This is a genomic window from Amycolatopsis sp. NPDC034160 (genome assembly GCF_055575355.1).
This window is the reverse complement of the sequence record NZ_JBVISU010000001.1, coordinates 905,750-921,203: the sequence shown is the minus strand read 5'-3', so window position 1 is coordinate 921,203 and position 15,454 is coordinate 905,750. Positions and strand designations below refer to the sequence as shown.

General features: G+C 69.3%; 16 protein-coding genes. 2 read left to right on the top strand and 14 right to left on the bottom strand.

Going from position 1 to position 15,454, the window contains the following annotated elements; genetic code table 11:
* Positions 1–46: 46 nt before the first annotated feature.
* The 8 genes from ACZ54P_RS04535 to dacB form a co-directional block, all read right to left on the bottom strand.
* The gene (locus ACZ54P_RS04535) at positions 47–880 is read right to left on the bottom strand and encodes an ESX secretion-associated protein EspG (protein ID WP_465460130.1); all 834 of its coding nucleotides are present in this window, start codon (positions 878–880) and stop codon (positions 47–49) included.
* A gap of 546 nt (positions 881–1,426) precedes the next feature.
* Positions 1,427–2,221: an ESX secretion-associated protein EspG gene (locus tag ACZ54P_RS04530; protein WP_465460129.1), complete on the bottom strand. Its 795-nt coding sequence runs from the start codon at positions 2,219–2,221 to the stop codon at positions 1,427–1,429.
* A 66-nt stretch (positions 2,222–2,287) separates the two neighbouring features.
* The gene (locus ACZ54P_RS04525) at positions 2,288–3,652 is read right to left on the bottom strand and encodes a WXG100 family type VII secretion target (RefSeq protein ID WP_465460128.1); all 1,365 of its coding nucleotides are present in this window, start codon (positions 3,650–3,652) and stop codon (positions 2,288–2,290) included.
* A 17-nt stretch (positions 3,653–3,669) separates the two neighbouring features.
* Positions 3,670–4,035: a hypothetical protein gene (locus ACZ54P_RS04520; RefSeq protein WP_465460127.1), complete on the bottom strand. Its 366-nt coding sequence runs from the start codon at positions 4,033–4,035 to the stop codon at positions 3,670–3,672.
* Between the two features lie 144 nt (positions 4,036–4,179).
* Positions 4,180–4,743, bottom strand: coding sequence for a hypoxanthine phosphoribosyltransferase (gene hpt / locus ACZ54P_RS04515; protein ID WP_465460126.1), 564 nt, complete (start codon positions 4,741–4,743; stop codon positions 4,180–4,182).
* 12 nt (positions 4,744–4,755) lie between these two features.
* Positions 4,756–5,730, bottom strand: a complete 975-nt coding sequence (gene tilS, locus ACZ54P_RS04510) for a tRNA lysidine(34) synthetase TilS (protein ID WP_465460125.1) — start codon at positions 5,728–5,730, stop codon at positions 4,756–4,758.
* Positions 5,727–6,755: a zinc-dependent metalloprotease gene (locus ACZ54P_RS04505; RefSeq protein ID WP_465460241.1), complete on the bottom strand. Its 1,029-nt coding sequence runs from the start codon at positions 6,753–6,755 to the stop codon at positions 5,727–5,729. Before ACZ54P_RS04505 ends, tilS begins: the two co-directional genes overlap by 4 nt.
* Before the next feature lie 104 nt (positions 6,756–6,859).
* A complete protein-coding gene (gene dacB, locus ACZ54P_RS04500; RefSeq protein ID WP_465460124.1) occupies positions 6,860–8,968 on the bottom strand; it encodes a D-alanyl-D-alanine carboxypeptidase/D-alanyl-D-alanine endopeptidase in 2,109 nt (702 codons plus the stop codon).
* 151 nt (positions 8,969–9,119) lie between these two features.
* Here dacB and ACZ54P_RS04495 point away from each other — a divergent pair, with 151 nt between their 5' ends.
* The gene (locus tag ACZ54P_RS04495; protein ID WP_465460123.1) at positions 9,120–9,638 is read left to right on the top strand and encodes an inorganic diphosphatase; all 519 of its coding nucleotides are present in this window, start codon (positions 9,120–9,122) and stop codon (positions 9,636–9,638) included.
* 337 nt (positions 9,639–9,975) lie between these two features.
* Here the strand turns inward: ACZ54P_RS04495 and ACZ54P_RS04490 are convergent, their stop codons facing one another.
* From ACZ54P_RS04490 to ACZ54P_RS04465, 6 genes are all read right to left on the bottom strand, one after another.
* Complete coding sequence (locus ACZ54P_RS04490; RefSeq protein WP_044853713.1) at positions 9,976–11,244, bottom strand: serine hydroxymethyltransferase; 1,269 nt, start codon at positions 11,242–11,244, stop codon at positions 9,976–9,978.
* Positions 11,245–11,355: 111 nt separating this feature from the next.
* Positions 11,356–11,754: a CGNR zinc finger domain-containing protein gene (locus ACZ54P_RS04485; protein ID WP_465460122.1), complete on the bottom strand. Its 399-nt coding sequence runs from the start codon at positions 11,752–11,754 to the stop codon at positions 11,356–11,358.
* Between the two features lie 11 nt (positions 11,755–11,765).
* The gene (locus ACZ54P_RS04480) at positions 11,766–12,197 is read right to left on the bottom strand and encodes an uL11 family ribosomal protein (RefSeq protein WP_465460121.1); all 432 of its coding nucleotides are present in this window, start codon (positions 12,195–12,197) and stop codon (positions 11,766–11,768) included.
* 34 nt (positions 12,198–12,231) lie between these two features.
* Entirely contained in the window at positions 12,232–12,753 is a 522-nt protein-coding gene (locus ACZ54P_RS04475; protein WP_465460120.1) for a gamma carbonic anhydrase family protein, read from the bottom strand.
* 84 nt (positions 12,754–12,837) lie between these two features.
* Complete coding sequence (locus ACZ54P_RS04470) at positions 12,838–14,064, bottom strand: M14 family metallopeptidase (protein ID WP_465460240.1); 1,227 nt, start codon at positions 14,062–14,064, stop codon at positions 12,838–12,840.
* A 116-nt stretch (positions 14,065–14,180) separates the two neighbouring features.
* The gene (locus tag ACZ54P_RS04465; RefSeq protein WP_465460119.1) at positions 14,181–14,768 is read right to left on the bottom strand and encodes a TetR/AcrR family transcriptional regulator; all 588 of its coding nucleotides are present in this window, start codon (positions 14,766–14,768) and stop codon (positions 14,181–14,183) included.
* A 123-nt stretch (positions 14,769–14,891) separates the two neighbouring features.
* On the opposite strand from ACZ54P_RS04465, the gene ACZ54P_RS04460 reads away from it, so the two are divergent.
* On the top strand, positions 14,892–15,356 hold the full coding sequence (locus tag ACZ54P_RS04460; RefSeq protein WP_465460118.1) for a GreA/GreB family elongation factor: 465 nt from the start codon (positions 14,892–14,894) through the stop codon (positions 15,354–15,356).
* The last annotated feature ends 98 nt before the right edge of the window (positions 15,357–15,454 follow it).

Below are 15,454 nucleotides of genomic sequence, written 5' to 3'. Positions count from 1 at the left end.
GCGGACACCTCGCGAGGGTTCCCGGACGGGGGATGCGCCGGTCACCCTAACGTGTGTCGACCGCCACACCGGCGACCATTTCGCCCAACCGCGTGCGCAGTGCTTTGACGTCGGCGGGTGAGACGGTGACCCATTCGCGGCCGTCCGGTCCGGCCTGTGACGTGCTGAGGTAGCGCCCGCTGGCGGTGTCGAACCAGCCGAGGACGCGGGACCGCTGCTTCGCGCCCACGTGGGACCGGCTGTTCGCCGCCAGCTGACCGCCGCGCAGCCGCGGCTGGCCGGTGAGCTTGCCGAACGCCTCGCGTGGGTCCGCGGTGATGCGTTCACTGAGTGAGACGCGGGACTTCTCCTTGCGACGGGCCTTCGCCGCTTCAGGCTCTTCGGTCTGCTTCGTCGGATTGACGGCGGCGCGGATCGGCGGGGTACGGCGAGCGTCGTCTATCGGCAGGGTGACGGACGCCTCCGAGCCCCGCTGTCCCGGCGGCAGCAGGTCGACGACCGCGGTCGGCAGTCCGTCGGCCGGGGCCTCGCGCAGCCAGATCCCGGTCTGGTCCTGGATCGCGAGAACGCCGTCGCGGCCGTCGGTGGCGCCGAGCACGGCGACCGTCGGGGCCTGGAACTCGGGGATGTGCAGCGCGTCGATGGTCAGCGAGCCGCGGGCGAGGAGATAAAGCCAGTCCTCGATCCTCGGATCCAACCGCCCCCGGCTGTCACGGATGCCGCGGGCCTTGAGTTCGACGTCGGTGCGATTGCGCAGTGCCCGGCGCTCGGCCTCGGTCGCGCCGTGCGAGCGGTTCCGCAGCGGATACGGCAGGTCGCCGAGTTCGGCGGACTCCCAGAGGAAGTCGAACGCCATCGGCGTGAAGTGTTCCTGATGCATTGCTCCGTGCCCTCCCGGCACCTTGGCTCTTGCTGCGGGGCCTTGTACGCGGCTGGTCGCTGTGCGTCAGGGCGGCCCCGAAGGTTCACGATAGCGAAGGGGTACGACAAGCGGCGGGCGGATGGGCGAAAGGGCACGGGTCTTGCCCACCGAACGCCATGAAAGGTCCTTTCCTTGCGAAATTTGCAAGGAAAGGACCTTTCATGGCACGCGAGAGGTACTTATCGAGGGTAAGGCGAACGTGTCGTGGCTCGGACGAGAGCGGCAGGCTGGGTGACGCGACACCGCACTCGCGTGCTCAGACCCGGATCTCGCGTGTTCAGACTCCCCGCCCCGAGTGCCGAAGTACGTGAAGGGGACCTTCATGTACTTCCCGACCGGGCGCCAAGGTCACAGCCGCCCCACCGACACCAGCGATCACATCCGAAAGTAGCGAAAGCCTCCTTCACTACCCTCAGAGTAGGCAAGGAGGCCTTCACTACCAGGAGAACGCGTACGCAGAAGCGGCACCGGTCCCACGCCACGACACCTTTGACTTACCCCTACTTAAAGCGCGACAGAAGCTTCGGAAGCGATCTTCCCCAGCATCTCGGTGAGCCGGTGCCGCAGGGTGGCCGGGTCCGCGGGCGCGACGGTGATCCAGTCCCGGCCGTCGGAGCCGCGGGTGGCCTGGGTGAAGTACCGGCCCGACTGCGTGTCGAACCAGCTCAGCACGGCGGACCGGCTCCGCGTGCCGTGGCGGCTGCGCGCGTTGGCGCCGAACTGGCCGCCGCGCAGCCGCGGCTGGGCCTGGAGCCGAGAGAGGGCTTTGCGGTCCTCGTCGGAGGTGGCCCGGCCGTCGACCTGCGGCTGGCGCCGCTGGAGGAAGTCCGCTCCCGAAGCGCCGACGAGTCCGTCCAGCGGAAGGGTGATCGACTTCTCCGTGCCGCGCGAACCCGGCGGCAGGAGGGAGACGATCGCGCTCGCGAGGCCGTCCGGGGCGATGGGGTGGAAGTGGAAACCGCGCGGGTCCTGGACCGTCAGCAGGCCCTGGCCGCCGAGCATCGACGCGACCGCGAGCAGCGGTTCGGTGTTGGGGTTGTTGAGCTGGACGCAGTCCAGGCTCAGGTCCGGCCTCGCGAGGACGCCGAAGAAGTCTTCGATATGGGGTTCCGGTCGCCCGCGCTCGTCGGCGAGACGGCGCTGGTTCAGCGACTGGAGAACCTGCTGTCGCAAAGCACCGCGCTCGTCCACGGTCGCCCCGTGCGAACGGAGCCGCAGCGGGTACGGCAGCTCACCGGCGTTCGCGCCCTCCCACAGGAAGTCCATTTCGACTCCCGTGAGCAATTCACCGTTCGCCATAAAACGCCCCCATACAGGTCAGCGGGCGCGCGGCCGGTTCGGCCGCGCGCCCGGTGAAAACCGTCTCTAGCGATCGTCGTCTTCGGTCCAGGCGCCGATGACCGGCGGCGGGGTCGCCTCGTTGGCGCCGAAGGCGTCGTCCGGGTCCGGCTCGATGAGGAACGACGCGTGCGTGTGCTCCTCTTCCTGGTCGGCCTGCGCGCCGTGGGCGCCCATGCCCATGCCGCCGCCCATGCCCTGCATCGGCGGGGTGGCGCCGCCACCGATGGTGCCGCTGGAGGACACGATGCCCTGCTGCGGCACGGCCTGGGACGCGGCGCTCTGCGCGGGAGCGTTGTCGGTCGCCGCGGCACCGGTGCCCTCGGTTTCCTTGGCGCCGGACTTGTTGCCCTGTCCGAGCGCCTTCGCGCCGGCGTAGCCGAGACCGCCGCCGAGCGCGGCCGCGGTGAGTGCCTGGCCGAGCCCGTTGCCGCCCGTGGCGGGGGCGGGCGAGGCCATCGGGGCACCGGCGCCGGAAGCGACACCGGCGCCAGGTCCGGTCGCGACACCCGAAGCCGGCGCGGCCGGGGTGTAACCGGCCTGCGAGAACACGCCCGAGTCCGGTCCGCCGTGGACGGCCGCGGCGTGCGGGCCGCCCTGCGCGCCGCCGTAGCCGTGCGTGCCGGCGAGAACGGGGGTGCCGGAGACGGCGCCGGAGTTGATGCCGCCGCCGACGTTGCCGACCCCGCTGAACGAGGCGCTGTTGTGCGTGGCCGTCGGCTTCATGCCGAGGGATTCGGGGCCGAAGCTCGGGGTCGAGCTGTCGACCTCGCTCATCTCCTTGGTGTAGGCCTCGAGGAACCTGGCCTGCTCCGCCCGCACTTCCTTGTCCTGGTCGGCGAGGGGCTTCTGGTCGGTGACCATGCCGAGCGGGCCCGCGGCGAGGGCCTGGCCCATCGCCTTTTCCGGGCTGTAGTCGGTGGGCTTCGGCATCAGCTTGACCTTGGTCGCGGCGTCGGCCTGCTTCTGCAGCCTGTGCGACATCGTGACCGCGGCTTCGGAGGCCTGCGAGCCCGAGTTCGCGATGGCGACCAGCGCGCCCTGCGCACTCGCCGCGCCCTGGCCGATCCAGGCGGCGCCCAGTTCGGAGATCGCGTTGTAGAGATCGTTCGAGGCCTGGTTCAGCTGGCCGCCGTGCGCGTTCCACGTCTGGCTGAGCGCGGTCGCCGTGCTGGGGTCGTTGCCCAGGTTGGCCTGGTTCCACAGGTCCTGGCTGGTCGGGGCGTTCTCCCAGTTCGGCGGGTTCGTGATGGCGCGGTCGGCGCCGATCTCGAAGCCGTCCGAACGGCCGCGCGCGGACGAGACGATGCCCTCGGACTGCCCGTTGTCGCCCAGCTGGACCGGGGTGCTGCTGCTCTCGCCGTAAGAGTCGGCGCTGTGCTTCGGTGGCATGGCTTTCTGACTCCCCCTCAGACGTTACGGAACGGCCGGGCCGCGTCCTGGTCGATCTCGTGATAGCGCGCCATGGCGGTCACGATGCCGGACTCGGCGGCCTCGTACTGCTGGTACAGGTTCTGGAGGGCGGCGGCGTACGAGTCGCCTCCGCCGTCGGCGCGGTTCGCGACCTTCGCGGCGATGGCGTGCCCGACCGGGTTGTCACCCAGCTTCGGCGCCTGCCCCAGGTCCCCCGACCGGTTCAGCAGCGCCTCGATGGCGTCCTTGCCGGTACGGATCTTGTTCAGGACGGTCTGGGCCGCGTCCGGGTCGATCCCGACCTGACCCTGGGCCGCGGCGTTCTTGAACGCGTTCGCGTCCGCCAAGCTGCTGTTCCCCATCTGAGCTCTCTCCGTTTCCCCCGGGCCAGGCCACACGGCTGCGTCGGCATTGGTCTTCGCATAGGTTAACGCACTCGAACGCTGCCTATGACGCGTTCCCGGTGCTCAGGGTTCCGCATTTCCGCGGCCGCGGGCAAGCCGTTCTCACGAGGTGTAGACGTGCGGATCCAGGGTGCCGATGTAGGGCAGGTCCCGGTAACGCTCCGCGTAGTCGAGGCCGTATCCGACGACGAATTCGTTGGGGATGTCGAACCCGATGTACTTGACCGGTACGTCGACCTTGACCGCCTCCGGCTTGCGCAGGAGCGAGACGACCTCGAGCGAGGCCGGGTTGCGGCTGGCGAGGTTCTTCAGGAGCCAGGACAGCGTGAGCCCGGAGTCGACGATGTCCTCGACGATGAGCACGTCGCGGCCGGCGATGTCGCGGTCGAGGTCCTTGAGGATCCGCACCACACCCGACGACGAGGTCGCCGAGCCGTAGGAGGAGACCGCCATGAATTCGAGCTGGGAGGGAAGAGGGAGTGCCCTGGCGAAGTCGGTCATGAACATCACGGCGCCCTTGAGCACCCCGACGAGCAGGAGGTCTCCCTGCCCGGCGCCGGGTCCGTCGGCCGGGTAATCCGCGGCGACCTGCTCGGCCAGCTCGGCGATCTTGTCGTTGATCTGCTGCTCGGTGACGAGCACGGAGGCGATCTCGCCTTCGTACACGGGAGTTCCCCTCTAGGTGGTGGAATGGGGTGCTGACACCGAGAGCCTGCCATGCGCCCGCCCGGCCACCAAGTCGCCGGGTAGCCAGACCCCGCCCTGACCCCGCCAGTTCCCGACCAGCGCGTCGACCGAACGCAGGTGAGCGTCGGTGAGTTCGCGGACGCCGGAGTCCAGCAGCCACCTGCGGAGGACACGCCGTCGCAGCGCGGGCGGCTCGGTGGCGAGCACCGCGACGTCGAGCCCGTCCTCGGTGAAGGCATGCAGGTAAACGTCTCCGGCGAGTGTGTCCAACGCCTCGGTGTCCTCGCGTAGTTGCGCCGCCGTGCGGGCCAGCGAGGCCGCGACTCCGCCCGACAGCACATCCTCCAGAAGGGGCAGTACTTCCGTTCGCAATCGGACACGGGTGAACCGCGGGTCCTCGTTGTGCGGGTCCTGCCAGGGGTCGACGCCGAGCGCGCGGCACGCCTGCCGGGTGGTGGCGCGGGTGACGCCGAGCAGCGGTCGTCCCCAGGGCGGGTCGTGCGGCCGCATCCCGGCGAGCGATCGCGGTCCCGAACCCCGCCCGAGGCCGAGAAGCACGGTTTCGGCCTGGTCGTCGAGGGTGTGGCCGAGGAGGACGAGACCGTGTCCCTCCGGCAGCGCCGAACGCAGCGCGCCATACCGGGCCCGGCGTGCCGCCGCTTCCGGACCGCCCGCGCCCACGACCTTCACCGTGAGGACCTCGGCGGTGTCGACGCCCAGTTCACTCGCGGTACTCGCCGCCTTCGCCGCTGTTTCGGCGGAGCCGTCCTGGAGGCCGTGATCGACGACGAGCGCCCGCACCTTCAGCCCCGCGCGGGAGCCCGTGAACGCGGCCGCTTCGGCGAGCGCGAGCGAGTCCGCCCCACCGGAAACGGCGACGCACACCTCGGCACCGACGTCGGCCGACGCGAGGAAGTCCCGCACGGCCGTCCGCACGGCCGCGACCGCGGGATCCGGCCCGCTCACCCGTGCAGGCGCCGTACCCAGGCCGCCGGATCGGTGATCTCGGCCCTGGTCGGCAGTGTGTTCGGCGACGTCCACACCGCGTTGAAGCCGTCCATGCCGACGGCATCGACGACGTGCTTGGTGAACTTCGCGCCCTGTTCGTACTGACGCATCTTCGCGTCGACCCCGAGCAGGCTGCGCAGTACGCGATCGATCAGCCCGCCGCCCTTGCGCCGCGCGGTGAACCGCGACCGGATCAGCTCGACACTCGGCACGACCTGTGGCCCGACGGCGTCCATCACGAAGTCGGCGTGCCCCTCCAGCAACGTGGAGAGGGCGAGGAGCCGATCGAACACCGCGCGTTCGCCCGGGGACTGCAGCAGTTCGGCGAGACCGGCGCCGCCCGTCTTGCCCTTGCCGATCTGCTTGATGGTGTCCGGCAGCCGTCCGACCAGGTCGCTCAGCCCGTCCGCGTCGCGGCCGGCGAGCCCGCCGATCAGCCGCTCGACCTCGTCGGCGAAGTAGTCGCGCAGCCAGGTGACCGCGGTGAACTGCAGCCGATGGGTGCACTCGTGCAGGCAGACCCACAGCCGGAAGTCGTGCCCCGGCACGTCCATCGCGCGCTGGGCGGCGACCACGTTCGGCGCGACGAGCACCAGCCTGCCACGGCGGTCCGGCCCGCCGAACGGGTCGTACTGGCCGAGTACGCGGGAAGCGAGGAACGCGAGCACCAGCCCGGTCTGGACGCCGGCGCCGGAGGCCAGCACGGGTCCGAGCGGCCCACCCTGCGCCTGCGGCAGCGCGCGGCCGGTGAGCGCGTCGAGCCCGGAGGCGGCCGAGCGGACCCAGCCGGGCCTGTCGACGACCTCGGCGGGCAGCAGCGGCAGGTCGAGGCCGAGACCGGTCAGCTCGCGGACGTGTACCTCCGCCTCACTGGTCAGCTCGCGTAGATCGGCGACGGCTTCTTCGGCCTCTTCGCGATCGACCACCGGGCCGCCGCGCACCAGGAGGGCACCCGTCGAGGCGGCCAGGGACCAGTCGACCATCGAACGTGTCTTGGTCGGCGCTTCCTCAGTCACTCTTATGACGCTACCCGCTGAAAGGCCGAATTCAGCCGCGACTTCCTCACGCTCCGATTCCGGTCGTGCGCTCAGCGGCAGCCGCACTTGTGCAGCGTCGCCGCGACGACGTCGAGCGCGGCCCTGCCCTTGTTCTGATCGGAACCGGACGACATCAGCGCGAACACCAGCATCCGGCCGTCGGTGTCGAGCACCACGCCGGCCAGGGTGTTCACCCCGGACAGCGTCCCGGTCTTGCCGCGCACCCAGCCGCGGCCCGCCGCCGACGCCGGATCGCCGTAGCGCTTCTCCAGCGTTCCGCTGCCACCCGCGACGGGGAGACCGGCGAGCATCGGCCGCAGTTTGGCCGTCCTCGGGTCCTGCCCGTCCGGCGCCGCGGCGACGGTGAGGATCTCGCTGAGCACCTTCGCCGGGATCTTGTTCTGGTCGGACAGCCCGCTGCCGTCGTTGATCTGGACACCGGTGAGGTCGAAACCGGCCTGCTTCAACACGTCCATCGTCGCGCTCGCGCCCCCGGCGAACGAAGCCTCTTTGCCCTTCGCCAGCGCGATGTGGCGGGCGAGGACGTCACCGAGCAAGTTGTCCGAAAGCTGCAGCAGCGAGTTGGCGAACTCCGTCAACGGCTGCGACTTGACCTCGCCGAGCACCTTCGCGTCCTTCGGCGCCGTCGCCGTGCCGCCCGCTTGGGCTTCGAGCTTTCCGGCGATCTTCTGGGTCAGCGCCATCGCCGGATTCGCGACGCGGGGCGAGTGGTCGTTCTTCGGATCGGTGCGGCCGCCGTCGGCCATCACCGGGACGACCGGCGCCATGTAGGTGTTCCCGGCGGCGGTGTCCTCGGGATCCCAGCCCACCGCGGCCGTCGGCCCCTTGAACAGGCTCGCGTCGAGCTGGACCTTGGAGATCTTGCCGCCGGAGGCCTTCTTGACCTGGGCGACGAGGTCGTCGACGTGGGCCGCGCCCGGGTACAGCGGCGAGTCGGTGCCCAACGGGAGCGAGGTCAGGGTCGGGTCGCCGCCCGCGACGAGGATGGCCGTGCCCGGATCCGCGCCCTGGACGATCTTCGTCGAAATCTGCGTCCCGTGGTCGAGTGACAGCAGCGCGGCCGCCACGACCAGGATCTTCGTGGTCGACGCCGGGGTCAGCGGGGTGGCGGAGTTCTTGTCCCAGAGGACGTCGCCGGTCGCCGCGTCCACGACGGTGCCGGTGAGCGTGCCGAGGTCGGGGGAACCGGCGGGGCCCTTGAGCGCGGCGGCGAGCCCTTCCTTCGTGGGCCCGGAGCCGTTGACGTCCGGACCGTGCAGGACGCGGGTGACGCCGGCGGGCTTCGGGATGTCGCCCTTCGGCGCGTTCGGCGCCCACGGCAGGCCGAGCCGGTTCGACACCTTCGGCATCGCGGCGGCGCCGCCCAGCCCGGCGAGCAGCAGGACGACGACCACGGTCGTGATCACGAAGACCTTGCGCTTGCGCTTCTTCGGCGCGGGCGCGGCCTCGGTCTCGGCGGCCGGGGGAGTCTCCGACGGCGGTTCGGGCTGCCGCATGCCGACGGTGGCTTCGGAGTCGAGGCGCTCCTCGGTCGGCTCGATGCGGACCGGCCGCGCGTGCATGCTCGCCGACGGGACCGGCGCCGGACGCGGCGGCTCGACCCGGTTCTGCTCAGGACGGCGCTGCGGCTCTTGCCGCGGAGGCTCTTGATTCGGCGGTGCCGGGGGTTCCTCCAGACGCGGCTCCTGGCGCTGGGGTTCCTGCTGCTGAGGTTCCCGAGGGTCCTCGGGCGTCGGCTCGGGGTCCCGCGACGGGGTGCGGGCGTTGCGGTCGAACTGGTCCCAGTCCGGTTCGTCCGCGTGCTGCTGGACGGGTTTGACGAAGAGCGTCTTCGGCTCCTCGGGCTCCTTTGGCTCGACCGGCGTCACCGGGGCGAAAGCGGACCACTGCGGGGTCGGGGTCTCGGGGACGTCCGGTTCGTCCTCGACCTCGACCACGGGCTGGAACCAGGAGCCACTTTCAGGTGTGACCTTCGGCACGGACAGCTCTTCGGTCTTACCGCTCGCCAGGCCCGACATCGGCAACCAGACGGTGGACTCGCCGTTCCCTTCGGCGCCCTTGGGCTCGGTGGATGAGGTGTCCTTGTCGTCCGACGGCCACCTCGGGTCATCGTTTTCCGGCACTCCACACTCCTTCATCCACCGCCCGGGGAAGGGGCCAAGCTCACATACGGCCACATCGATGCGACCGTCCGGGGCCCCGTGGTCCACACTAGTGAAGACAAGACCATGATTTCGGTGAGCCGTCGCGACGGCGGGGCGTACCAAAGACGAGAGCAGCGAGGCCGGCGTGGAATTCGACGTCACTATCGAAATCCCCAAGGGGGAGCGCAACAAGTACGAGGTGGACCACAAGACCGGTCGGATCAAACTCGACCGGACGCTGTTCACCGCCACCCAGTACCCCGCCGACTACGGCTTCATCGACGACACCCTCGGTCAGGACGGCGACCCGCTCGACGTGCTGGTGCTCGTCCAGGAGCCGACCTTCCCGGGTTGCCTGATCCGCTGCCGCGCGATCGGCATGTTCCGGATGACCGACGAGAAGGGCCCGGACGACAAGGTCCTGGCGGTCCCGACGAACGACCCGCGCCTGGAGCACCTGCGCGACATCCACCACCTGAACGAGTTCCACAAGCTCGAGATCCAGCACTTCTTCGAGGTGTACAAGGACCTGGAGCCGGGCAAGAGCGTCGAAGGTTCGTCCTGGGTCGGGCGTGCCGACGCCGAGGCCGAGATCAAGCGTTCCTTCGAGCGTGAGACCGACCGGCTGGCCAAGGAAGCCATCGACGGTCCCGCGGCCCACTAATGCCGTGCGTCTGAAGTTCGTGTCGTAAGTACGTGCACCCTGTTCTCCGAACTCGCGTGCTCAGAGACGTGACTCGCGTGCTTGGAGGCGGATTTCGCGTGTGCGGTCTCCAAGCACGCGAGATCCGCCTTTGAGCACGTGGGATACGGCTCAGAGCACGTGAGTGCGGGGTTTGATCCAGGTTCCCGCTGGACGCACGAACCTCCGGCGCGGCCCACTAAGTCGCTGAGCCGAAAGGGCCCTCCACCGCGTCTGACGTGGTGAAGGGCCCTTTCGCGTTCGGTACAGGTGGTCGTGAGTGATTTGGTCCTGACGACCCAAATCACTCACGAGCCCACTAGGCCGAGTAACCCGGGATCGGGAACGGCGCGAGGAATTCGCGGATCTCGGCGGCGATGGTGTCCAAAGCGGACTGTTCCTCGGCCGCCGCCGCGGTGATCGTGCGGTCGATCCAGTCCGCGACCTGTACTTGGTGCTCCGGCTTGAGCCCCCGCGTCGTGATCGCGGAGGTGCCGAGCCGGATGCCCGACGGGTCGAACGGCTTGCGCGGGTCGAACGGCACCGTGTTGTAGTTCAGTTCGATCCCGGCGCGGTCCAGCGCCTGCGCGGCGGGTTTGCCCGGCACGTTCTTGTTCGTCAGGTCGATCAGCAGCAGGTGGTTGTCGGTACCGCCGGACACGAGGTCGTAGCCGCGTTCGGTCAACGCCTCCGCCAGCGCCTTCGCGTTGGCCACGATCGCGTGGGCGTACTCGGCGAACTCAGGCTTCTGCGCCTCACCCAGCGCCACCGCGATCGCCGCGGTCGTGTGGTTGTGCGGGCCGCCTTGCAGGCCGGGGAACACGGCCTTGTCGACGGCCTTCGCGTGGTCGGCGTCGGAGAGGATCATCGCGCCGCGCGGGCCGCGGAGTGTTTTGTGCGTGGTCGTGGTGATGACCTGCGCGTGCCCGACCGGCGACGGGTGCGCGCCGCCGGCGACGAGCCCGGCGATATGCGCGATGTCGGCGACCAGGACCGCGTCGACCTCGCGGGCGATCTCCGCGAACGCCGGGAAGTCGATGGTGCGCGGGATCGCGGTGCCGCCCGCGAAGATCAGCTTCGGCCGGTGCTGGAGCGCCAGTTCACGCACCTGGTCGAGGTCGACGCGGCCGGTCTCCTTGCGGACGCCGTAGCGGACCGGGGTGAACCACTTGCCGGTCGCGGACACGCTCCAGCCGTGCGTGAGGTGGCCGCCGTCCGGCAGCGCCATGCCGAGGACGGTGTCGCCCGGCTGCGCGAAAGCGAGGTACACCGCGAGGTTCGCCGGGGAGCCGGAGTACGGCTGGACGTTGGCGTGGTCGACGCCGAAGACGGCCTTCGCGCGCTCGATGGCGAGGTTTTCGACCTGGTCGATGAGCTGCTGGCCCTCGTAGTACCGCTTGCCGGCGTAGCCCTCGGAGTACTTGTTGGTGAGGACGGTGCCGGTCGCCTCCAGCACCGCCTGCGAGACGTAGTTCTCGGACGCGATCAGGCGGATCTTGTCGTGCTGGCGTTTCGCCTCGTCCTCGACCAGTCCCGCGATCTGCGGGTCGGCGGCGGCGAGCGCGGAGAGTTCGGGCTGGTGTGTCATCGGACGTACTCCTGCCAGAGACGGCCGGACCCAGGCGCGCGGTACCGGCCTTGTCGTCGCTTCCCGGTGGTGCTCCACCTCAAATGGCGCCAGTCGCTGGTGCGGACCAGCCTAGAGCACGGGCCGGGGCTCGGTGTGCGGACGATGTCCGGCGCACCACCGGCGGCTGCAGCCCGCCGTGCGATCGCAGAACGCCTGTGCGCAGACGGCGCAGCGTTTGAGCCGCCGCCAGCCGCCGAACGCGACCAGTTCGGCCAGCCCGGAGGCGGCCGTGACCAGGTCGCCGCAGCCCGGCCACGATGTCACATGCACCACGCGCCAAGCGTTTCCGGCGTGGGAGAGCCGTGGCGCCGCACCGGTGGCCGCCAGGATCCGGTTGAGCCGGTCCGCGGCCGCGTGTTCGTCCGGCAGTGCCGCCACTACCCCGGCGAGCCATGGATTTCCCTGTGCCAGCAGCCTTTCCGCGACCTCCAGTTCCGGGTCGAGGTCGCGGAAAGGCGGGACGATCACGTGCTTGCGCCTCACGGTTCTTCGATCGCGACGCCCATCGAGCGGGCGGTGCCCGCGATCGTGCGCATGGCCGCTTCGAGATCGCCGGTGTTGAGGTCCGGCAGTTTCCGTTCGGCTATCTCGCGCAGCTGATCCTGGGTGAGCTTCCCGGCGACCTCATGCCCCGGACGGCCGGATCCCTTGCCGCCCAAGGCTTTCTTGATGAGGAACGACGCGGGCGGCGTCTTCAGCCGCAGCTCGAAGGAGCGGTCCTCGAACACCGACACGACCACCGGGACGATGTCGCCGCGCTGCGAGGCGGTCGCCGCGTCGTAGGCCTTCTTGACCTCGACGAGGTTTACGCCGGTCTGACCGAGCGTCTTGCCGAGGTCGACCACCGGCGCGTTGCCCGCGGTCAGTTCGAGAGTCGCCTGGTGGGTTTTCTTCTTCGCCTTCGGTGCCATGCGACCGAAGCTAAGGTCTCCAGTTACTGGAGAGTCAATCGATCTGCTTGACGCTCTCCGCGTGCCTGCGCGCCAGCTCCTGGTAGATCGCCGCGTTGTGCTCGACCCAGCCGCGGGCGGCGCCATCGAGCGGGACGTGCTTCTTCGCCGGGCTGCCCATGGCGACGGTCTCGGGCGGGATGATCATGCCGGGCGTCACCGTGGCACCGGCCGCGACGAGGGCCTTCGCCCCGATCTGCGCCTTGTCGAGCACGGTCGAGCCGTTGCCGATCAGGGCCTGCTCGCCGATCGTGCAGTCGTGCACGAGGCACTGGTGCCCGACGGTGACGTTCTTGCCGACCTCGGTCACCCCGCCGTTGACGTGGATGACCGAGTTGTCCTGGATGTTGGCGCCCTCGCGGATGAGGATCCGCCCGAAGTCGGCGCGCAGGACGGCGCCGTACCAGACGGAAGCGCCCTTTTCGACGACGACGTCGCCGATCAGGGTGGCGGTGGGGGCGATCCACGCTTCGGGATCCACCTGGGGACGGTGCCCCTCGAATTCGAACATCGGCATGCCCCGCACCCTATGCGGAAAGTCCGTGAAGGCCTCCTTCCCTACGCTGAAGGTAGGGAAGGAGGCCTTCACGGACTGTCGCTGTCAGCCGATGGCGGTGTTCAGCAGGAGGTCCACGGCCTTGTCGTTACGCGTGGTCTCCCGGACGATCACCTCGTCGGGCGGGTAGAAACCGGGGTTGGAACCCCGCGGGTACATCTCGAAGGTGAAGCTCAGGATCTTGTGCGTGCCCCACATCCAGTCGTCGATCGTCCCGTCCGTGATGTACAGGTCGCTCGACTGCTGCGGCGTGTAGCCGTTGGTCGCGGCCAGCTGCCTGCCCACCGTCTGGAAACGCTGCGCCTCGGCCGCGGTCATCCCGGGCGCGGTGTCGTTGTAGGTGAAGCCGAACGGCCACAGGACGAGCTCCGAATAGGTGTGGAAGTCGATGCTCGCCTTGATCTGCTGGACGCCGCCGATCTTGCGCGAGTTCACGAAGTTCGACACCGCCCTGGTCTCCGGTGCGGAGAAGGCCGAGGGACCGCGGTAGGTCTCACTGGTCGTCGAGCCCGACGAACCGCCGCAGCAGCCCCAGTTGTAACCCCAGTTGCGGTTGGGGTCGGTGCCGTTGCCCTGCCGGTTCTTGCGCCAGTACTTGTAGCTGCCGCCGGAGATGTCGTACTCCGAGCCGTCCGGGTTGACGTTCGGGATCACGTAGATCTCGGTGCTGTCGACGAAGCGCTTGATCGCCGGGTCGGACGCGTAGCCCTGGGTGAACCGGTTCACGATCCGCAGGCACATCTCGGTGGTGAGGTGCTCGCGCGCGTGCTGACCGCAGGTGAAGAGGACTTCGGGCTCGTTCTCGTCGGTCGCGACGTTGTCGCTGATCTTGAACATGTTGAGCGCGCGGCCCTGGTACGAATTCCCGACACTGCTCAGGCGCCCGATCGACGAGTAGGTCGAAGCGGCGTTGCGCAGGACCGTCGTGACCTCGGCGTAGTTGTGGAAACCGGAGTCCGACGGCGGGAAGTCGTTGATCGCGTTCGTGCTGACCTCTGGCGAACGGTCGACGACGCCGCGCTGCTCGACGCGGAAGCCGAGCGAGCGGACCTTCGCCGCGTCGGACGCTTCGCCGATGAACGTCGTGGTGCCGCCCGCGGAGCCGAGGACGTCGACGCCCAGCCGGGAGATCTGCGTGCGCTGCTGTGCGGTGCCGGTCCCGAAGACCTCGTAGATCTGGACCTGCGCGTCTTCGGCCTGCTGGTCGGCGGTCGCCGGGCTCGCGGCGACCGGGATGGTGAACGCCGCGACGGCCGCGATCGCCGCGGCCATGCACCGTCTGATGCGCATCGTCGTCTCCTAGCTGTGGGGCAAGGGAAGGGAACCCCACCATGGCCGGAGCCGGCCGGACCGAACAATCCGTAACGGTACGGATCTAATGCGTATTTCTAGCCGTAGTTCGCGAAACAGAGCGCTTCGATGTCGCCGCGCAGTGCGGCGAACGGCCGCCGCCGGACGCGCTGCTGGACGATCGCGCCGAGCAGATAGGACAGCAGTGCCCTCGCCCGGGCCCGCGGGTCCTCGACGTCCAACGGCGCGAGCAACTCAGCGAGCAGTTCGGTGATCGAGGTCAGCATGACGTCGATGGCCTGCGGATGCTGCGCGCGGCCCGCGGCGATCCAGTACTCGAACCAGAGGAAGGCCGCGTTCGGGCGGCCGGAGAACTCGGCGAGGAACGCCTCCAGCACGGCGAAGAGCCGCTCGTCCGGGTGATCGTGCTTCGCCGATATTTTGCGCAAATCGGCCGTGAACGTTGTGATGTGCGCCGCCATCGCGCGGTCGATCAGAACGTCGATGTCCGCGAAGTAGTAATGAATCGCACTCTTCGTGAGCGGCCCGGCCTCCGCGATCGCACGGACGGTGCAACCGGCGAGCCCGTCCCTGGCCAGCACGATGCGCGCCGCTTCGACGATCTGTTCCTGTTTCTGCAGCTGATTGGGGGAGAGCCGCGCGCTGCGGCCGGGAACGGCGGTCACGAAGTTCCTTACACCAAGTAGTCAGGACACGGGCCCTGAAGCTTAGGGCAACCGTCCTGGACGATCACAGCGGGTGAAAAATCTAGGTGGCTCGCGGCCGATCTGTAGCGGACAATGCCCGGCATGGTGACCACAGGGGACAACGGGTTCAGCCCGGCGGCACGCCGGCAGCTGGAAAAGGAACTCGCCGATCTGCGTGCGCAGCGCGACGCGATGGCGCCGCTCGTCGGCGAGCAGGAACGGACCGGCGACGCGGCCGATCAGGCGGAGGTGCTGGACCGCGCGGAGGCCGCCGCCTACCTCGACCGGCGCATCGCCGACGTCGCCGCGAAACTCGAGCACGGCGGGCGCAACAGCAAGGGTCTGCTTCCCGACGGCACCACCGTCACCCTCAGGTTCGCCGACGGCGACGAGGACGAGCTACACATCGTCACGATCCCGGGCGAGGACGCCGACGCCTCCACGGTCACCTCGGACAGCCCGCTCGGCCTCGCGCTCGTGGGCGCCAAGGAGGGTGACGAGATCAAGTACCGGACGCCGCGCGGCGAGACCAGCGCGACCGTCGTCACGCTGAAGCCGCCTGCCTGACCTCGGTCCAGGTGGTCGTGAGTGGCGATTCGGGTTCTCACCCGAATCGCCACTCACGACCGGCCGTCCGCGAAGGAGTGGTCGTCTAGGGTGAAAAA

Coding starts and splice junctions, on each gene's coding strand:
- ACZ54P_RS04535 (WP_465460130.1), bottom strand. CDS start 880: ATGCATCAGGAACACTTCACGCCGATGGCGTTCGACTTCCTCTGGGAG.
- ACZ54P_RS04530 (WP_465460129.1), bottom strand. CDS start 2,221: ATGGCGAACGGTGAATTGCTCACGGGAGTCGAAATGGACTTCCTGTGG.
- ACZ54P_RS04525 (WP_465460128.1), bottom strand. CDS start 3,652: ATGCCACCGAAGCACAGCGCCGACTCTTACGGCGAGAGCAGCAGCACC.
- ACZ54P_RS04520 (WP_465460127.1), bottom strand. CDS start 4,035: ATGGGGAACAGCAGCTTGGCGGACGCGAACGCGTTCAAGAACGCCGCG.
- ACZ54P_RS04505 (WP_465460241.1), bottom strand. CDS start 6,755: ATGGTCGACTGGTCCCTGGCCGCCTCGACGGGTGCCCTCCTGGTGCGC.
- dacB (WP_465460124.1), bottom strand. CDS start 8,968: ATGAAGGAGTGTGGAGTGCCGGAAAACGATGACCCGAGGTGGCCGTCG.
- ACZ54P_RS04490 (WP_044853713.1), bottom strand. CDS start 11,244: ATGACACACCAGCCCGAACTCTCCGCGCTCGCCGCCGCCGACCCGCAG.
- ACZ54P_RS04480 (WP_465460121.1), bottom strand. CDS start 12,197: ATGGCACCGAAGGCGAAGAAGAAAACCCACCAGGCGACTCTCGAACTG.
- ACZ54P_RS04475 (WP_465460120.1), bottom strand. CDS start 12,753: ATGCCGATGTTCGAATTCGAGGGGCACCGTCCCCAGGTGGATCCCGAA.
- ACZ54P_RS04470 (WP_465460240.1), bottom strand. CDS start 14,064: ATGGCCGCGGCGATCGCGGCCGTCGCGGCGTTCACCATCCCGGTCGCC.
- ACZ54P_RS04460 (WP_465460118.1), top strand. CDS start 14,892: ATGGTGACCACAGGGGACAACGGGTTCAGCCCGGCGGCACGCCGGCAG.